The following is a 17,352-nucleotide window of genomic DNA, read 5'->3' on the forward strand; positions in this document are numbered from 1 at the left end:
AAGAATATAGAAAAAGGCTGAGAAGAGAAGAGTACGCTGTAGAAGAAGCCACAGAGAGCCCCGGTAGCTGAAAAGGGGTGCGGACACTGCCTCGGAAGATGGTCTCGGAGCCGCGCACTGAATGGACAGCGATAAGGGATGCGAGCAGAGCGAAAAGGCGATTGTAAGGCAGACATCCATAAAGTTGAGATTGCTGACATTAGGATGCGACGGGAGCGCCCGTAATCGCGCCAGAGTATCGGAGAATCCTGTACTCATAGAGGCATATGCCGCAAGGCAGATGCGAACCCAGGTGGTAACACGAAGCATGAGCTCTCGTCCTAGGAAACAGGACGGGGGCTTTCATTGTTTAAATAGGAAAGGAGAAAGATATGTGTAAAAATTGCAAGAAACCGTATTACATTACAACGGCCATCGCCTATACTTCTGGAAAACCTCACATTGGGAATTGCTATGAGATTGTGCTGGCTGACAGCATCGCCCGTTACAAGAGGGCTCAGGGAGAAGAGGTGTTTTTCCAGACGGGTACGGACGAGCATGGGCAAAAGATCGAGCAGAAAGCCCAGGAGGCTGGCGTGACCCCGAAAGACTTCGTGGATCAAGTGGCAGGAACGGTAAAAGGCCTTTGGGACCTGTTAAATACCTCCTACGACAAATTTATCCGTACCACCGATGCCGACCATGAGGCGCAGGTGCAGAAGATTTTCAAGAAATTGTATGACCAGGGCGATATCTATAAAGGATACTATGAAGGAATGTACTGCACCCCCTGCGAATCCTTCTTCACGGAATCTCAGCTGGTAGACGGCAAGTGCCCGGACTGCGGACGCCCGGTGCAGCCGGCAAAGGAAGAGGCCTACTTCTTCCGCATGAGCAAGTATGCCGACCGTCTGATCGAGCATATCAATACCCACCCGGATTTCATTCAACCAGTGGCCAGAAAGAATGAGATGATGAACAATTTCCTGCTGCCGGGCCTTCAGGATTTGTGTGTTTCCCGGACTTCCTTCACCTGGGGAATTCCGGTTTCCTTTGACCCGAAGCATGTGACGTACGTCTGGCTGGACGCTTTGACCAACTACATTACCGGGATTGGCTACGATGCGGAAGGAAATTCCAGTGAACAGTATAAGAAGTTTTGGCCGGCAAACCTGCATCTGATCGGAAAAGATATTATTCGCTTCCATACGATCTATTGGCCGATCTTTTTGATGGCGCTGGGAGAGCCGCTGCCGGATCAGGTTTTTGGTCATCCGTGGCTGCTGCAGGGCGACGGCAAGATGAGCAAATCCAAGGGAAATGTGCTGTATGCAGATACGCTGGTAGACTTCTTCGGCGTCGATGCGGTCCGCTATTTCGTGCTTCATGAGATGCCTTTTGAGAATGACGGCGTTATCTCCTGGGAGCTGATGGTGGAGCGGGTGAACTCAGATCTGGCCAATACGCTGGGAAATCTGGTAAACCGCACGATTGCCATGAGCAACAAATATTTTGGCGGTATCGTCCGTGATACCGGAGCCGCTGAAGCGGTGGACGAGGATTTAAAGAAGACCGTTCTTGAGACCGTCGGCAAGGTAAATGCAAAGATGGAGAAGCTTCGCGTAGCGGACGCTTTGACGGAGATCTTTAATCTGTTTAAACGTTGTAACAAATATATCGATGAGACGATGCCTTGGGTCCTGGCTAAGGATGAGACCAAGCAGGATCGTTTGGCCACCGTACTTTACAATCTGGTAGAGGGTATTTTGATCGGCGCGTCCCTGCTGGAATCCTTCCTGCCGGAAACTGCGGAGAAAATCGCATCCCAGCTTTCGTCCAGTCTACGGCCCATTGCCGAGTTGGATGTATTCGGAAAATACCCGTCCGGCACGAAAGTGACAGAAAAGCCGGAAATTCTGTTTGCAAGACAAGATCTGAATGAGGTGATGGAGCGGGTGAATGCCCTGTTCCCGCCGAAGCAGGAAGAAGCGGAGGAGCCAGTGATTGATCTGGAGAAAAAGCCGGAGATCGACATCGAAGAATTCGGTAAGCTGCAGTTTCAAGTAGGCCAGATCATTGCCTGTGAGGCGGTAAAAAAATCGAAGAAGCTGCTCTGCTCCAAGGTGAAAATCGGTCATGAAGTGCGCCAGATCGTTTCTGGTATCAAGGCCCACTATACGCCGGAAGAGATGGTCGGGAAAAAGGTAATGGTTGTGACAAACCTGAAACCTGCAAAACTGGCCGGCGTGTTGTCTGAGGGGATGATCCTTTGCGCGGAGGATGCGGATGGAAATCTTTCCCTGATGGTTCCAGAGAAGGAGATGCCGGCAGGAGCGGAGATTCGATGATTTTTGATACCCATGCTCATTATGATGATGAGAAATTTGATTTGGACCGGGAGGAGATTTTAGACAGTCTTTCCTCCCGCGGCGTCCGGCGGATCGTCAATGTCGGAGCGAGCCGTCAGAGCACGGAAGATAGCTTGGCTCTGGCGGAGAAATATGATTTTATCTATGCAGCGGCGGGCGTGCATCCTACGGAGACAAAGGAGTTTGAGACAGGGACGGCCAGCATCGATTGGCTTCGTCAGGTGCTTCAGAATCCAAAAGTGACAGCGGTCGGAGAAATCGGACTGGATTACTACTGGGACGAGCCGGAACGAGAGATTCAGAAAAAATGGTTTCTGGCGCAGCTGGCGTTGGCCAAGGAGTGTGACAAACCGGTCATTATTCACAGCCGGGACGCGGCGAAGGATACGCTCGACCTCATCAGAGAGGCCAGCGTCCCAGCATTTTCCATGGTTATCCATTGCTTTTCCTATGGAGTGGAGATAGCCAGGGAATATTTGGATATGGGATATTATCTTGGAATCGGAGGCGCGGCGACATTTTCCAATGCAAAAAAGGTAAAGGAAGTCGTCTCCTATCTGCCTTTAGACCGGCTGCTGTTGGAGACGGATTGCCCTTATCTGGCCCCGGTTCCTTATCGTGGAAAGCGAAATTGGTCTGGGTATCTGCCGCAGATCATCCATACCATTGCTGAGATCAAGGGGATTTCCCCGGAGGCAGTGGAGGAAGCGGCCTGGGAGAACGCGTTTCGATTCTATCGTCTGCCGAAACTGGAAGGGTAAGGAGGATACCATGGAACGACTGGTAGATCCACAGGCAACCATTGCGGTGATCCGAAAAAATGAATTTGCCTTTCAGAAGCGGTTTGGTCAGAACTTTTTAATTGACAGTCATGTATTAGAGAAGATTATCCGGGCGGCGGATGTGACGAAAGAGGATTTTGTGCTGGAGATCGGTCCTGGGATCGGTACCATGACCCAGGCGCTCTCGGAGGCTGCCGGGCGTGTGGCGGCTGTGGAGATCGACGAGCATTTGATCCCGATTTTAAGGGAAACCCTCGCGGATTGCACCAATGTAGAGGTGATTCATGGGGACATTCTTCAGCTTGATGTAAAAGCTTTGGCAAAAAAGTACCATGACGGCCGGCCGATCAAGGTGGTGGCGAATCTTCCTTATTACATTACCACGCCGATCATCATGGGGCTTTTTGAAAGCGGAGTGCCTTTAGACAGCATTACGATTATGGTGCAGAAAGAAGTAGCGGAGCGGATGAAAGCAGGGCCGGGAACAAAGGATTACGGAGCTCTCTCTTTAGCGGTTCAGTATTATGCCGAACCGTATTTGGCGGCCAATGTTCCTCCCAACTGCTTTATTCCCCGCCCCAGCGTCGGTTCTGCGGTGATTCGGTTGACGGCTCACAAAGAGAAACCGGTTCTTGTGGAGGATGAAGGGCTGTTGTTTCGCCTGATTCGGGCTTCCTTTAATCAGAGACGGAAAACCTTGGCCAATGGATTAAATAATTCGCCGGAGATTCCTTTCTCTAAGGAAGAAATCCAAGGAGCGATTGCTTCTTTCGGACTTTCCGCCGGTATTCGGGGAGAAGCGTTAACGTTGGACCAATTTGCAGCGTTGAGCAATTATTTTAGTCGCTTGCGCCCTTCTTCGTGAAGGGCAGGAGGACTGTGCAAAGGAGGAAACAGAGATGAAAAAAACAGCGGCCATATGGCTTAGTATTTTGCTGGGGCTTTCCCTTGCCGGATGTTCTGGAAACGCCAGTGCGGAGTCTGTCTATAAGAAAGCGGCGGAATCCTGGTCCAAAAAAGACGCTGTGGAGATGAACTTGACGATGAACGCATCGGTATCTCAGGATGGCGGTGCTGCTCAAAACGGGATGACCGGCGTCCTGAAAGAGACGGGAAGAAATAGTGAGGAAGGAAAAGAACGGACGATTTTGGTGGAGGCTTCCATGAACCTGGATATGGGGACGGGAAGTCCCATGACGATCCCCATTTCTTATGCTTACGCCGGCGGGAAGTTATATGTGGATATGGCGGGGAGTCGTTATCAGCAATCCGTGACCGACGCGCAGCTTTCAGCGCAGGTTTTTCATGGACTAGATCTTTTTTCAAAGTTAGAAGCAAAAGAGTATCGGAACATGGAGATTGCGGAGGAAAATGGATCCTACCGGATTACCTTTGGAATTGGCGCGGAGGATGTAAAGAAAATTGCGGGCAGTATTCCTCAGATTCAGGAATATCGGGACACATATGGAGAGGGCCTGACGATGAATTTTGCGGATGCGGAAGGAACCTTTGAAATCAATGAGGATCACGTGCCGCAAAAGACGACGTTCCGACTGAAAGTCGATCTTTCGGCGGAAGGGCTGTCGGCCAGTCTGGTTTATGACATCACAGAGGAATACGTCAATTTTGGCGATAAGGTGACGCTGACTCTTCCGGATTTTTCCGGATATGAAGAGGTAAAAGTGCCGGAAGCTTGAGCGAGTGAAGCATGAAAAAGGCTTGCCCCTCATACAATGCTTATAACAGTGTTGTATGGGGGGATTTTTTATGATGGAATATCGGAGAGTGATTTCTTATCTGTATGAATACCATGGGAAGAATCAGGGAAGGAACGTCGGTTTTGTCCGTCTAGAAGTGAGAAATGGACAGTGCCGGATGCGGATTTTCCTGAAGGGAGAAAACAGCGGTCAAAAAGTCGGACGTGCCGAGCTGTTTTCCTGCGGAAGAGAGCCGGGGCAGGTATTCCTTGGTACCATGCCTATCCGAGCGTTCGGAGCGGAAGGGGCCTTTTTGACGCAGGCTCAAAATGTGGCGGGAAGCGGTTTGCCGCTAGGGGAATTTTGCGGCGTCGGCGTATTTCCGGAAGGAAATGGAAAGAAATATTTTAGCTTCTGGGACGATCGGAGACCGTGGGATCGGGAGGTGGAAGAGAGCGCCTCGGAGCAGAACGCAGAACAAAGAGAAGAGAACGATACGGTAGAGGCTCCACAGGAAAAACGGGAAATGCAGCCGGAGATGCCGGAAACCGAGGAGGGAAGAGAAACAAGGCAGGAAGTGCCAGGAACCGAGGAAGAAAGGGTCGTGGAGCCGGAAGTTCGGGAAGGAAGAGAAGCCCGGCCGGAGATGGGAGAAGTCCGGGAGGAAAGAGCAGTAGAGCCGGAGACGCCGGAAGTCCGGGAGGAAAGAGCCGTAGAGCCGGAGACGCCGGAAACCGAGGCAGGAAGAGAAGCACAGCCAGAGATACTGGAAACCGAGGAAGAAAGAGTTGTGCAGCCGGAGATGGGAGAAGTCCGGGAAGAAAGAGCCGCAGAGCCGGAGATACTGGAAACCGAGGAAGAAAGAGTTGTGCAGCCAGAGATGGGAGAAGTCCAGGAAGAAAGAGTCATGCAGCCAGAGACCCCGGAAACCCAGGAACAATCATTGGACTCATCCGGAGAGGGACTGGAAGCAGTAGCGGATATTTCCGCTCAGATGCTGGCACCGGAGCGTACTTGGAGAGGAGAGCCTAAAATTACCTGGGAACAACTGTGGAACACGTATCCGAAATATCAGCCGTTCGGTCCGGAAGACCCCTGGGAAGTGCTGCAGATTTCCGTGCAGGATATTGGACGCTTGCCCCGTGAGTACTGGCATCTGGGGAGCAATGATTTTTTGCTGAATGGGTATGAAACTTACCGGCATTTGATTCTTGCTAAAGACGTCCAGGAAGACTTGCATTTTCTCGGCGTCCCAGGCGAGAGTTTAAATCAAGATTACCGGATAGCGGAAATGTTCGGATTCCGGCAATATCGTCCCGCAGAAAAATTGGGTTATTGGCTCTTTCGTATAAAGCTGTAAAATCTGGAAATACTGGATAGCGGTGATGATTGTGAAAGAAATGCAAAAAGAAATTTGTTATTATGAGCCGGGACCATCCTTTTCTCCCCATACCTTCGCCGCCCATCTGGGCAGCCTAATTGAAGGCGTAAAGCAGTCCGAGGCTAAAAACGAGGTCTTGTTTTTATGTATCGGGAGCGATCGTTCTACCGGCGACAGCCTGGGCCCGATTATTGGATATAAATTGGAGCAGCAGTTGATGGGAGGATACCAGGTAGTGGGAACCTTATCCAGCCCTGTTCATGCAGTCAATCTGGAAGAGACCATGGAGGAAATCGGGCGTCGGTATCCCCTGCATGTGATCGTAGCCATTGACGCGTCTATCGGCAGGCAGGAGCAAGTGGGAACCATTTCGCTGGGAAAAGGAGGAATCCGCCCAGGCCTTGGCGTTCGCAAACGGCTGAACCGGGTAGGAGATATTTTTATCACCGGCGTGGTTGGAAATGGACAGTGCCGGGAACCTATGATGCTGCAAAGTATTCGTTTGGGTACGGTCATGGAGCTGGCGGATGCGATTTGTTCGGGCATAAAATCTGTCGAAACATTTTTAGAAATTGGGGACAGGAATTGATAAATTTTTTACCTTTCCTGTGCTACGATACCCCATAGGATTCTGCGGGCCGGATATGGCCCGCAGACTTCGGGAAATTTGATAATGGGGTGACGGTATGGCGGAAAAGGAAAAGCTTTTACCAAAGAATATGCGGCAGATGGGAGAAAAAGAGGACCGAATTAAAATTTATGTGGAGGATTACGTTTGCAGCTATTTTCAAAAGTTGGAGCTGTCGGCGGAATCCTGGCGTGTCGGCGTGCTGTTTGGCAGGCATCAGATACGGGAAAAGATACCTTGTTTGTTTATTTCCGGAGCCTTGGAGACAAGGTCTGCGGATTTTGAGAACGGGCGGTTGCGCTTCACGGAAAACACATGGAAAGACATTTTTCGGCGTAAGGAAGAATTTTTCCCGGATATGGGGGTCTGCGGCTGGTTTGTATATGAAAAGTCCGGCGGTTTAGTGGACAAACTGTCTTTAAAAAAGACGTATGAAGAAGCATTTGCCCAGGGCGATAAGGTGCTTCTGCTTCATGACGACGACGATCAGGAAGCTTTCTACATGTTGTGGAAGGGCGGCCTGGACCGGATGAAGGGATATTACATATATTATGAGCGAAATGATCCCATGCAGGCCTATATGGCATCCGAGCGTCAGATGGAACCGCCTCGGGAAGAAGGGCGGGAAGCAGTCGTGCAACAGTTCCGTGCCCGGATGGAAGAAATGAGAAAATCAGGCGGAAACGATAAGAGGGACCGGAAGGACAAGCGCCATTTTTTAGCATCACGCGGGGAAGAGGCAGGGAAGCCGGGACCTCGCCTGATGAACGGCAAGGGAATTTCCGGCTGGCTTTCTTCCGAAAAGGATGAAGAGCAGAAGCCAGAAATGGCGGAGAGGAAAAAGGGAAACGGAGAGGACGGGACAGACCAAAAGGACAAGCCGTTTTTGTCGGACAGCGGATGGAAGCAAGTTCGGTTGGCCGCGGCTTGCGTGGCAATTCTTTTGGTCGGAACGACTTTATTTCATTATCGGGAAAAGTTAAAAGGATTGGAGACATCGGTAAATAACTTGATTTCTCTGGAAAATAGTACGGCGGAAGTGGCGGCTACGATGCCGGAAACCGGAGAGAGCTTGGTGGCGGGACTTGTGACGACGGCAGACCCTTCCGTGGAATCGACAGCGGCGTCTGGCAGCGAGGTAGTGGTTACCGTACCAACGAGCGAAACAGCGGCAACGGAAGAATCCACAACACCGGCGGGGACGGAAGGAGAATCCATAGGGGCGGCAGTGGAGCCGACGGAGCCAGAGAGCCAGCAGACGGAGCCGGAGACAGAACCGACGGAACCGGAAACAGAGCCAACCCAAAATGCGGAGGAGACCAAAAAAGAAGAGCCGGAGACAAAGGCGGTATCCGCGGATTCGATTTATCTGGTGAAAGAAGGAGAAACGCTCAGCGGAATTTGCTGGAAGTTATATGGAACATTGAAGCCCATGAAGCGGTTTTGTGAGATCAATCACATTGAAAATCCAGATGAAATTCTCAGCGGGCAGAAATTAATTTTGCCAGAGTAGGATGGCGAGAGCATAAAGGGCGCAATCCGGTATCAGAGGGGCAAAATCCCTTTTGACCCCAACATGAAAATATGGTATGATAAAAAGCAGTCCTAAAGGAAATCTCTGTCACAAAAAGGCAGAAGAAAGTTTCAAAGCGGGACTGCTTTTCGTGAAAAATTGCGAAAAAGAGAATGGCCCTGGCAGGGTGAGACAGGGTATTTCCGATGGTGGATATCGGAAGAGAAAATTGCATAAGACAGGAACGAAAATAAATGGACCAGGATCAAGATTATTCACGGGAAAAGAAAAAGATGCGCTTGCGCCGCCGCGTGGTTTCGGAGCCGCCGGAGCCTTCGGAGGAAGAGCTGCAGTCGATGCACGAGGAGATGCGGCGTTACCGTCTGCGGAAGATTTGTATTATAGCGGCGGTATTGGGAACCGCATTGCTGGTATTTTTGTTGTGGAATTTTATCAGCAGCAGGGCCCATTATGATACGGTGGAGATTGTTTGGCAGAAAGACGCAGCGGGGGAGAGCAGTTCCGAGTTTCAAGATTTTGGGCTTGGTATTTTGCAGTATGGAAAAGACGGTATGTCTTATCTGGACCGGTCTGGAAAGACTGTCTGGAATTATGGATATTCGATGAGAAACCCTTCCGTTACGATAAACGGAAAGTACGGGGCCATCGCAGATTTGAAATCCCAGACTGCTTATATTTTTAATGAAGACGGCGTTCAGGGAACGGTACAAACGAACCTTTCCATTTTAAATTTAACGGTTTCCTCCCATGGAGTTTTGGCGCTGGTTCTGGATGATACGGATGCCAGCTACATCTATTTTTATGATAAGACCGGGCTAAAATTAGACATAAAAGTGAAAACAGCTCTGGCGGGAGAAGGCTATCCGCTGGATTTATCCTTGTCGCCTACAGGGACAGGCCTTGCCGTTTCCATTGTCTATATGGATCAGGGAAGTATGCAGAGCCGGATCGCCTTTTACAATTTTGACGTAGGAAAGACCGAGGCGGACCGGGTGGTAGGATTTTTTAAATACGGGGAAATGCTGTTTCCGGAGATCCGCTATCTGACGGATCAGTTGGTCTGCGCTTTTGGAGACAGCAAAGCGTTCCTATATTCTTTGGCAAATGAGGCTCAGCCAAAGCAGATCGCGGAGATTGTCTGTGAGAAAGAGATACAAAGCGTCTTTTCGTCGGAAGATACCATCGCAATTGTGGAGAGAGAAGACGGTGGTAAGTACCGGCTGCATCTCTATGACACCACAGGAAAGGAATCGATGAGCGCAGAGATTCCATTTGCCTATACTCATGGGGAGTTTTCCGGCGATTACCTGGTATTTTACGATGAAGCAGAGTGTCTGGTGCTAGATCGAAGCGGAAAAGAGAAATTCCATGGAAATCTGGAAGGAACGACAAAAAAGCTGTACTTTTTAAGCGGCAGCCGCCTCCTTCAGTTTAGTAACCAGGGCTTGAGGGAGATAAAATTGAAATGAAATTGAGGACGAAGCTGACGATTTCTTTTTTGACCATTATTCTAGCTCCGATTCTTTTGATTGGAGCTTCGGTCACGGTGATGAATCATTTCCAAATTAAAGCTTTGCGGGAAATATATGGACTGGCTGACACGGAAATTCTCTTTTCCTCCAATACCCTTCAGCTTTTTAACGCTTTGACCCAGAGTATGCGGGATGAAGTGGAGCGGATTATGCAAGACGATACGGCTGCGCTGGAGGATGCGGAGTATCTGGAAAATCTCAATCAGCGTCTAATGGAAAAGCATTCCTATCTGATCGTACGAAAAAATGGCGATATTCTTTTTACCGGGGACGTTGCCGGACAGCGGATTTACGACCGGCTTCCTGGCTATGGATATGGCTCCAATATAAAAAATCAGGAAGGCATTTACCTTGGCGGCGAGGTAGGCTGCCTGATGAGCCAACAAGACTTTCTTTTCGCTGACGGAGGGGAGGGAAGTTTGTTTATAGTGACCAATGTGGAACCATTGCTGCCGGAGGTGCGGAGCGTGGTGATGGAGATCGTTTACGTCATCATTTTGGTACTGATTTTGACCGCCGTTTTATTGACCGTCTGGCTGTATGGGTCCATTCTGCGGCCTTTGGGCGCTTTGAAAAAAGCGACCAGGGAGATCAAAAACGGAAATCTGGATTTTTCGATCGATGTCAGTGGAAAGGATGAGATCAGCGAGCTCTGCATGGGCTTTGAGGAGATGCGTCTGCGTCTAAAAGAAAACTCCGAGGAAAAAATGCAGTATGACGCGGACAACAAAGTGCTGATCAGCAATATCTCTCACGATTTGAAGACCCCGATTACAGCCATCAAGGGATATGTGGAGGGCATTTTAGACGGCGTGGCCTCCTCGCCGGAAAAGCTGGATAAGTATGTGAGGACCATTTATAACAAGGCTAACGACATGGACAAGCTGATCGACGAGCTGACCCTTTATTCGAAAATTGATACCAATCGGATTCCCTATAACTTTTCCAAGATAAAAATCGATGATTATTTCAATGATTGCGTGGAAGAATTGAAGTTGGAGCTTTCTGCAAAGAATATTGAGCTGACCTACTACAATTATTTGACGGAGGATGTGACGATTATCGGCGATACGGAGCAGCTGAAGCGAGTGATCAACAACATCATCAGCAATTCCGTCAAATACATGGACAAGAAAAAAGGGCTCATTAATATCCGTATCCGAGATTCCGGGGATTTTGTACAGATCGAGATCGAGGACAATGGCCGCGGTATCTCCGGCCGGGATCTGCCATATATCTTCGACCGTTTTTACCGGGCGGATGCTTCCCGGAATTCGTCCACCGGTGGCAGCGGAATCGGACTTTCCATCGTGCGGAAGATCATCGAAGATCATGGCGGCCGGATTTGGGCCACCAGCAAGGAAAGCACCGGGACGATCATGCACTTTGTCCTGAGGAAATATCAGGAAACGCCGATTCAAGGGTAGGCATCCGCGAGATAACAGTTATTTCCCACTAGAGAGCTTTATAACAAATCTCATTCTCAAATGTTCTATTTCATGTTATACTTAAAAAAGGTGGTGAAGAGATATTGAAGATTTACCTGGATAACTGTTGTTACAACAGACCTTTTGATGACCAAAGCCAAATAAGAATTCATCTTGAAACACAGGCTAAATTGTACGTTCAGGCCCAAATTAAAGCGGGAGTTTACGATTTAGTGTGGTCTTACATTTTAGACTATGAAAATGGAAAAAATCCATATGAAGAAAAGCGCTTGGCAATTGCCCCATGGAGAACGATTGCTTCCTCATGTGTTGCAGAAGAAACAGAAGATATCCTTACATTTGCGGAGTCGCTTGCTTTAAAAGGCGTAAAAACATACGATGCCTTACACATTTCTTGTGCAGTAGCCGCACAGTGTGAATATTATCTAACTACAGATAAGAAATTGTTAAATACTCCAATACCAGAAATCAAGATTGTCAGTCCAATTGTTTTTGTAAATGAAATGGAGGGATGAATATGAAAACAGACACCATTATCAAACAGGAAGGTATCGATGCTTTAATTTCTAAATTGGGCTATGTTGATGCGGAAAGATTTATTGTGCTGATAACGAAAGAGTCTTTTGATTATACAAAATGGCGTGAGAAATCTTTAGACGAAGGGCTCAGTGTTCGTCAACTCAGCAAAAAGGCTTTGATGTATTCTAAAAATATGTAGTTTAGGAGGCAGAATAGTCCACGTATTCGCGCGGTTTTATGAGTTCCTTTTTCAAACTTCCTTCTTTATACTAAATTCAGGCAGACATCGATCGACTGGATTTATCATAAAGAAGGAGGTTTTTTTGATGGAAAGAACAGCGACCGAACGAGTAAAAAAGATGATGGAGGTGGTTCGGGCCCCCAAGATCGTTTTTAGCGTAGAAAAAGCCACGTTGTTTACAAAGGCATTTCGGGAGAATGAAGGGGAGCCGGATGTAATACGCATGGCCAAATCACAGGCTTATGTGCTGGACCATATTCCGATTTTTCTTTTGGAGGGGGAACTTTTGGCAGGCGCGCCTGCCAGCAAGCCCATGGCCGTGGAAGCGGATTTTTGGACAAAGGGAACCTGGCAAAAAGAAGGAATCGAGTCCCTGCGCGGGGAAGAGTACGCGATCTCGGAAGAAGAAGCCCAGAAAATGGTGGAGCTGACCGAGTACTGGCACAAGATTATCCCAGAATATAAGCTGTACGATCTGTATGACGATACCATGTGGGCCTGGAAGCGCAGCGGATATCTGCTCCCGGTAAACCGAACCTTGGAGGAGGCGGCCGGGATGGGATACGCCTGCAATGGAATGGATATTCTTCCGGAGGCAGATACCTATCAGGTGGATTATGGCTATGTAATCGGAAAGGGCCTGCAGGCCATTATCGATGAGGCAAAGGAGGAATTGTCAAAAATTACTTCCATGAGTATCCGCACAGAGGAAGATATCGAGCGGATCTACGTTCTGCGCGCAATCGTCATCATCAACGAAGCGGTCATCCGTTGGGTTGGACGCTACGCAGATCTGGCGGAACAGCTGGCTGCGGAAGAAAAGAATGAAACGAGGAAAAACGAACTTCTCTCCATGGCGGAAACGTGCCGGAGAATCCCGGCAAAACCGGCGGAGACGTTCCAGGACGCTCTGCAGTTCCAGTGGTTCCTCTTCCTGATGATTTCCTGTCAGACCACCACGCCTTTGGGCCGGATGGATCAGTATCTGTATCCCTATTACAAGCATGACATCGAGGCGGGAATCCTGGACGATGAGCAGGTATTGGAGTATCTGGAATTGTACCGCCTGAAATTCTTACAGATGAAAAATACGTCCGGCGGTCAGAGCCGTCTGAAATGGTCCGGTCAAGCCAGGTGGAACAGCGTCACCCTGGGAGGCGTGGATAAAGATGGAAATGATGTGACCAATGAATTGTCCTACCTGTTTTTGGAGGCCGCTTACCGCTGCCGGGTGCCCCACCACACGCTTCATGTCCGCGTTCATGAGAAAACGCCGGAAACATTGATGCAAAAAGCTATTGAGCTGGTAAAAACCGGGATGGGAATGCCCTCTTTCTTAAGTGATAAATCTTATATTGATAATCTGGTGGACAATGGGGTTCCTCTGGAAAAAGCAAGAGATTACTACATCATCGGCTGCGTGGACGTGACGGTACCGGAAGGCTGGGGGATGGTGTTCTCCATGGTGGTGACCGCCTTGGCGCTGGATACCTTTATGCACAATGGATACAGCAAACAGCAGCAGATGATGATCGGGCCGCAGACCGGAGACGTCCGGAATATGACGACCTATAAAGAGTTTGAAGATAAGCTGATCGAGCACATCAAGTTTTATATGGATTATTTTGCTCAGGACATGCTGCTTCGTTATCTGACCGGACGGAAGCAGATGCAGGACGTTTTCCCGATTTCTCTGTTTTCCGACGGTGTAAAAGTAGGAAAGATCGGAAAAATGCGGGATCTTCCCTATGGAATCGGGCCGACCATCAATGTAGGAATCGGCACCATCAATATCTGCGATTCCGTGGCTGCGGTAAAGAAACTGGTCTATGATGAGAAAAAGATCACGATGGAAGAGCTGCTTGCCGCAATGGACGCCAACTGGGAAGGCGAGAAGAATCAAGCGATTCGTCAGATGTGTCTGGACGTACCCAAATATGGAAATGACAACGATGAGACGGACGAACTGGCGGCAAGGATTTACGAGAGGATTTGCGACGCAGGGCGTGACATTGACAGCTACCGGGGCGTGAAATTCCGGGTAGCCGGTATCTCCATCACTTCCCACGATCCGGGCGGACGTCTGATCGGGGCGACGCCGGATGGGCGCTATGCCGGAAGCTATCTGGCGGACGGAGCCGCCTCCCCGGAACAGGGCTGCGATACCTGCGGGCCTACCGCTATGTTAAACAGCGCGATGAAACTGCCCCAGCTTAAGCTGCAGTCCCTGCTGCTGAACATGAAGATGCATCCCTCCGCTCTGGAAACCGAGGAAGATCGGGCGAAATTCAGCATGATGATCCGAACCTATCTGCAGGAAGGCGGAAAGCAGATCCAGTTTAATGTGGTGGATCATGAAACGCTGATTGCGGCGCGGGAAAAGCCGGAGGAGCACAAAGACCTGATTGTCCGGGTGGCGGGCTACAGCGCGTACTTTGTCCAATTAAATCCGAACGTACAGGATGAACTGATCGCCAGAACCTGTCACCGCGCTGTCTATTAAGGGGACGGTTATGGGAACGGTTTTTAATATCCAAAAGTTTTCTATCCACGACGGCCCTGGGATTCGTACCACTATTTTTCTAAAGGGGTGCCCCTTGCGCTGTCAGTGGTGCCATAATCCGGAATCCAACCTTGCTAGTCCGCAGCTCTTGCTGTTTCCGCATCTTTGCACCGGCTGCGGCGCCTGTGAGCCGGTGTGCGAGGAGCATTGCATTACCATTTCCGAGGCAGGCCAGGCGGTAACTAAACGGGAGCAGTGCAAGGTTTGCGGACGCTGCGCCGCGGTCTGCCGATCGTCCGCGCGGGAATTGTCCGGGCGGAGTATGACGGCGGAAGAGGTGATGCGGGAAGCCGCCAAGGACTGGCGTTTTTACAAAACTTCCGGCGGGGGAATCACCTTTAGCGGAGGAGAACCTCTGGCCCAGGCGGATTTTGTGATGGAAATGATGGAGATCGCAAAAGAAAAGAATATTTCCATGGCTATGGAAACCAGCGGATATGCCGACTGGGAGAAGGCAAAACCGATCTTCTCCCAGCTGGATGTATTGCTGTACGATATCAAGCTGATTGATGAGGAAAAACACCGGCAGTATACCGGTGTTTCCAATCAAAAGATATTGGATAATTTGCGGCAGGTTTCCGCTGATTTGTCTGTCCCAATCTGGATTCGGATGCCTCTGATCGCAGGCGTCAATGATTCAGAGCAGGAAGTGGATCGGAGAATCGAGTACCTGCATACCCTGGCGAGGCCGGTGGAGCGGGTGGAGCTCCTTCCCTATCACGATCTAGGGTTGTCCAAATTGGCGTCCCTCAGCTGGTCCACAGAACGGATGGAAACTTTTACGCCTCCGTCTGGGGAGCGTCTAGAGCAGATCAAAGCCTGTTATGAGAACGCGGGATTTCCCGTTCACCTGGGATAAAGGAGTGGGACGGTTTCCCATTTTGCTGAAAGAGGGGGATGGTTTCCCATTTCACTTAGGGAGCGGAGATCCAGGTATCCGCCGGCGTCCAATTGGTTACCGGCATGATGCTGGAAAAGCCGGAATCATGGATGGTGGGCGCCAGAACCGTATAGTCCGTATTGGCAAAAAGATAGCAGCATAGACAGTATTCGTCTACAAGGCTTTTCTGCGTGAGGAGGATATCCTGGATGGAATCCTCCTCGCTTGCGGTAATGGCGCCGCAAATCAACTGAATTAGCGCGTCTGGCTTATCCATGGAACAGTATTTTGCTTCGCCAATCCAATAATGATAGAGCTGAGTCAGCGTGTCGTACTGGGCGGAGCCGAAGATGCCCATGATGCCATGCCAGCCGCCGCCTTCCTGCAGCATGTGGGTGGAAACGGAATTGGAGACAGGATTTAAGATTAAGGTAATTTGCACCTTTTCTAACATATCCTGTAGGGCGTGAGCCAGCGCGTCGGCATTATCCGCAGAGCTGTCGTAGTTGTAGGTGGTGGAAAAGCCGTCGGGATAGCCGGCCTCTGCAAGAAGCGCACGGGCAGCGGAAAGGTTGTAATCGTATCCCTTTACCTCCGGATTATAGGTGGACATGCCTGGCGTTGCGTACTGATTGGTTTCAATTACTGTATCCAGATAGATATTGTGAACAAGGTAATCTTTTTCAATGGCATGACAGACCGCCTGCCGAACCCGTTTGTCCGCAAAGGGTGACGTTTCGTCGGCGGAGTCAAATACTAGCCCCCAAGGGCCAGTGCTTGCAATGGAATGGACGGTATAACCTTCTGCGGAAAAACCTCCCAGGGAAGTGATATCGCCACGGATCAGAACATTATACTCCCCTTCCCGAAAGCGGTATTCCCGGCTGGAAGAATCGCTGTCACAGACAATCTTCACCGCGTCCAGATACGGTTTTCCCTCCTGCCAATAATTTTCATAGCGGGTGTAAGTAATTGTGCCATCCGCGGAAATCTGTTCAAAGCGAAAGGGACCGGTTCCGACCGGGTGAGAAAAGGCCCATTCCTTCCCGTATTTCTGATAGGACGCCGGAGAAATGATCAATCCCTGAGCCTGACAGAGGCTTGGGAGAAGCGTATTGTCCCATTGGGCCAGGTGAATGCGGATGGTGGCGTCGTCGATCGCCTCAATACGCACCACATGAGAAAATCCGGTGGCCCCCGCTTGTACCTGCTGCTCTAAATTCCATTTGACGGCCTCCGCATTATACTCGCTTCCATCGTGGAAGGTAACTTGCTGCCGGAGAGAAAGCGTCAGGGTTCCGGCATCGTGATCCGATTCATAGGATAGGGCGAGCATGGGGTGAATATTTCCTTCGCCGTCCAGCTGAAACAGCGTTTCCAGAGCAGGAGCCGAGTGACGGATGGGAGAACCAGAAGTCATAGCGGCCGGATATCCCAAAACGTCCACAGTTTTTCCATCACAGACCGTTAGGACTCCCCCGTAAACAGGCGTGGAAGGGGCGATGGAATCTTTTTCGCTGGGCGATGGCGCCTGGGGTGTAGGGACTGCATGACAGCCGGGCAGAAAAAGAATTCCAGCGCATAAGGATAATAGAATCGCTTTTCTAAGAATCATGGAGTATAGCCTCCCTTCTTACCTTCAATTAACAAGAGCATATATGACCTTTTGACCCTAGCATCATTATATACGAAAATCGACAAGAAAAACATCCACTAAAACGTCGGAAAAGTGGACTATTTTGCGTGGAAGAAAGAAGCGCGTGCTCCCGCTTGAAAATAAAATACGAATCCAATATAAT

At 49.8% G+C, this 17,352-nt stretch carries 14 protein-coding genes; 13 read left to right on the forward strand and 1 reads right to left on the reverse strand.

What is annotated here, in order from left to right; all coding sequences use genetic code 11:
• Window positions 1-371: 371 nt before the first annotated feature.
• The 13 genes from metG to ACCC71_RS01140 all read left to right on the forward strand — a co-directional run bounded on the left by metG (window position 372) and on the right by ACCC71_RS01140 (window position 15,532).
• Window positions 372-2,327 carry a methionine--tRNA ligase gene (metG, locus tag ACCC71_RS01080; RefSeq protein ID WP_434310609.1) on the forward strand — a complete coding sequence of 652 codons (1,956 nt, stop codon included), beginning with the start codon at window positions 372-374 and terminating at the stop codon, window positions 2,325-2,327.
• Window positions 2,324-3,109 carry a TatD family hydrolase gene (locus ACCC71_RS01085; RefSeq protein WP_434310610.1) on the forward strand — a complete coding sequence of 262 codons (786 nt, stop codon included), beginning with the start codon at window positions 2,324-2,326 and terminating at the stop codon, window positions 3,107-3,109. Before metG ends, ACCC71_RS01085 begins: the two co-directional genes overlap by 4 nt.
• Window positions 3,110-3,119: 10 nt before the next feature.
• Window positions 3,120-3,995, forward strand: a complete 876-nt coding sequence (rsmA, locus tag ACCC71_RS01090; RefSeq protein WP_434310611.1) for a 16S rRNA (adenine(1518)-N(6)/adenine(1519)-N(6))-dimethyltransferase RsmA — start codon at window positions 3,120-3,122, stop codon at window positions 3,993-3,995.
• 34 nt (window positions 3,996-4,029) lie between these two features.
• Window positions 4,030-4,827 (forward strand): hypothetical protein, encoded by a 798-nt coding sequence (locus ACCC71_RS01095; protein WP_434310612.1) that lies wholly within the window; start codon window positions 4,030-4,032, stop codon window positions 4,825-4,827.
• Between the two features lie 70 nt (window positions 4,828-4,897).
• The gene (locus tag ACCC71_RS01100) at window positions 4,898-6,187 is read left to right on the forward strand and encodes a DUF6128 domain-containing protein (RefSeq protein WP_434310613.1); all 1,290 of its coding nucleotides are present in this window, start codon (window positions 4,898-4,900) and stop codon (window positions 6,185-6,187) included.
• 25 nt (window positions 6,188-6,212) lie between these two features.
• Window positions 6,213-6,797, forward strand: a complete 585-nt coding sequence (yyaC, locus tag ACCC71_RS01105; protein ID WP_434310614.1) for a spore protease YyaC — start codon at window positions 6,213-6,215, stop codon at window positions 6,795-6,797.
• 97 nt (window positions 6,798-6,894) lie between these two features.
• Window positions 6,895-8,349, forward strand: coding sequence for a LysM peptidoglycan-binding domain-containing protein (locus ACCC71_RS01110; RefSeq protein WP_434310615.1), 1,455 nt, complete (start codon window positions 6,895-6,897; stop codon window positions 8,347-8,349).
• A 254-nt stretch (window positions 8,350-8,603) separates the two neighbouring features.
• Window positions 8,604-9,839 (forward strand): DUF5711 family protein, encoded by a 1,236-nt coding sequence (locus tag ACCC71_RS01115; RefSeq protein WP_434310616.1) that lies wholly within the window; start codon window positions 8,604-8,606, stop codon window positions 9,837-9,839.
• Complete coding sequence (locus tag ACCC71_RS01120; protein WP_434310617.1) at window positions 9,836-11,329, forward strand: ATP-binding protein; 1,494 nt, start codon at window positions 9,836-9,838, stop codon at window positions 11,327-11,329. Before ACCC71_RS01115 ends, ACCC71_RS01120 begins: the two co-directional genes overlap by 4 nt.
• Before the next feature lie 104 nt (window positions 11,330-11,433).
• Window positions 11,434-11,865: a hypothetical protein gene (locus tag ACCC71_RS01125; protein WP_434310618.1), complete on the forward strand. Its 432-nt coding sequence runs from the start codon at window positions 11,434-11,436 to the stop codon at window positions 11,863-11,865.
• Between the two features lie 2 nt (window positions 11,866-11,867).
• Window positions 11,868-12,068: a hypothetical protein gene (locus ACCC71_RS01130; RefSeq protein WP_434310619.1), complete on the forward strand. Its 201-nt coding sequence runs from the start codon at window positions 11,868-11,870 to the stop codon at window positions 12,066-12,068.
• A 127-nt stretch (window positions 12,069-12,195) separates the two neighbouring features.
• Window positions 12,196-14,613 (forward strand): pyruvate formate lyase family protein, encoded by a 2,418-nt coding sequence (locus ACCC71_RS01135; protein WP_434310620.1) that lies wholly within the window; start codon window positions 12,196-12,198, stop codon window positions 14,611-14,613.
• Between the two features lie 10 nt (window positions 14,614-14,623).
• Window positions 14,624-15,532 (forward strand): glycyl-radical enzyme activating protein, encoded by a 909-nt coding sequence (locus ACCC71_RS01140; protein ID WP_434310621.1) that lies wholly within the window; start codon window positions 14,624-14,626, stop codon window positions 15,530-15,532.
• A gap of 55 nt (window positions 15,533-15,587) precedes the next feature.
• Here ACCC71_RS01140 and ACCC71_RS01145 read toward each other — a convergent pair whose 3' ends face one another.
• Window positions 15,588-17,168 carry an ABC transporter substrate-binding protein gene (locus tag ACCC71_RS01145; RefSeq protein ID WP_434310622.1) on the reverse strand — a complete coding sequence of 527 codons (1,581 nt, stop codon included), beginning with the start codon at window positions 17,166-17,168 and terminating at the stop codon, window positions 15,588-15,590.
• Between the last annotated feature and the right edge of the window lie 184 nt (window positions 17,169-17,352).

It is taken from the genome of Hominifimenecus sp. rT4P-3 (assembly GCF_051055405.1).
GTDB lineage: Bacteria > Bacillota > Clostridia > Lachnospirales > Lachnospiraceae > Pseudolachnospira.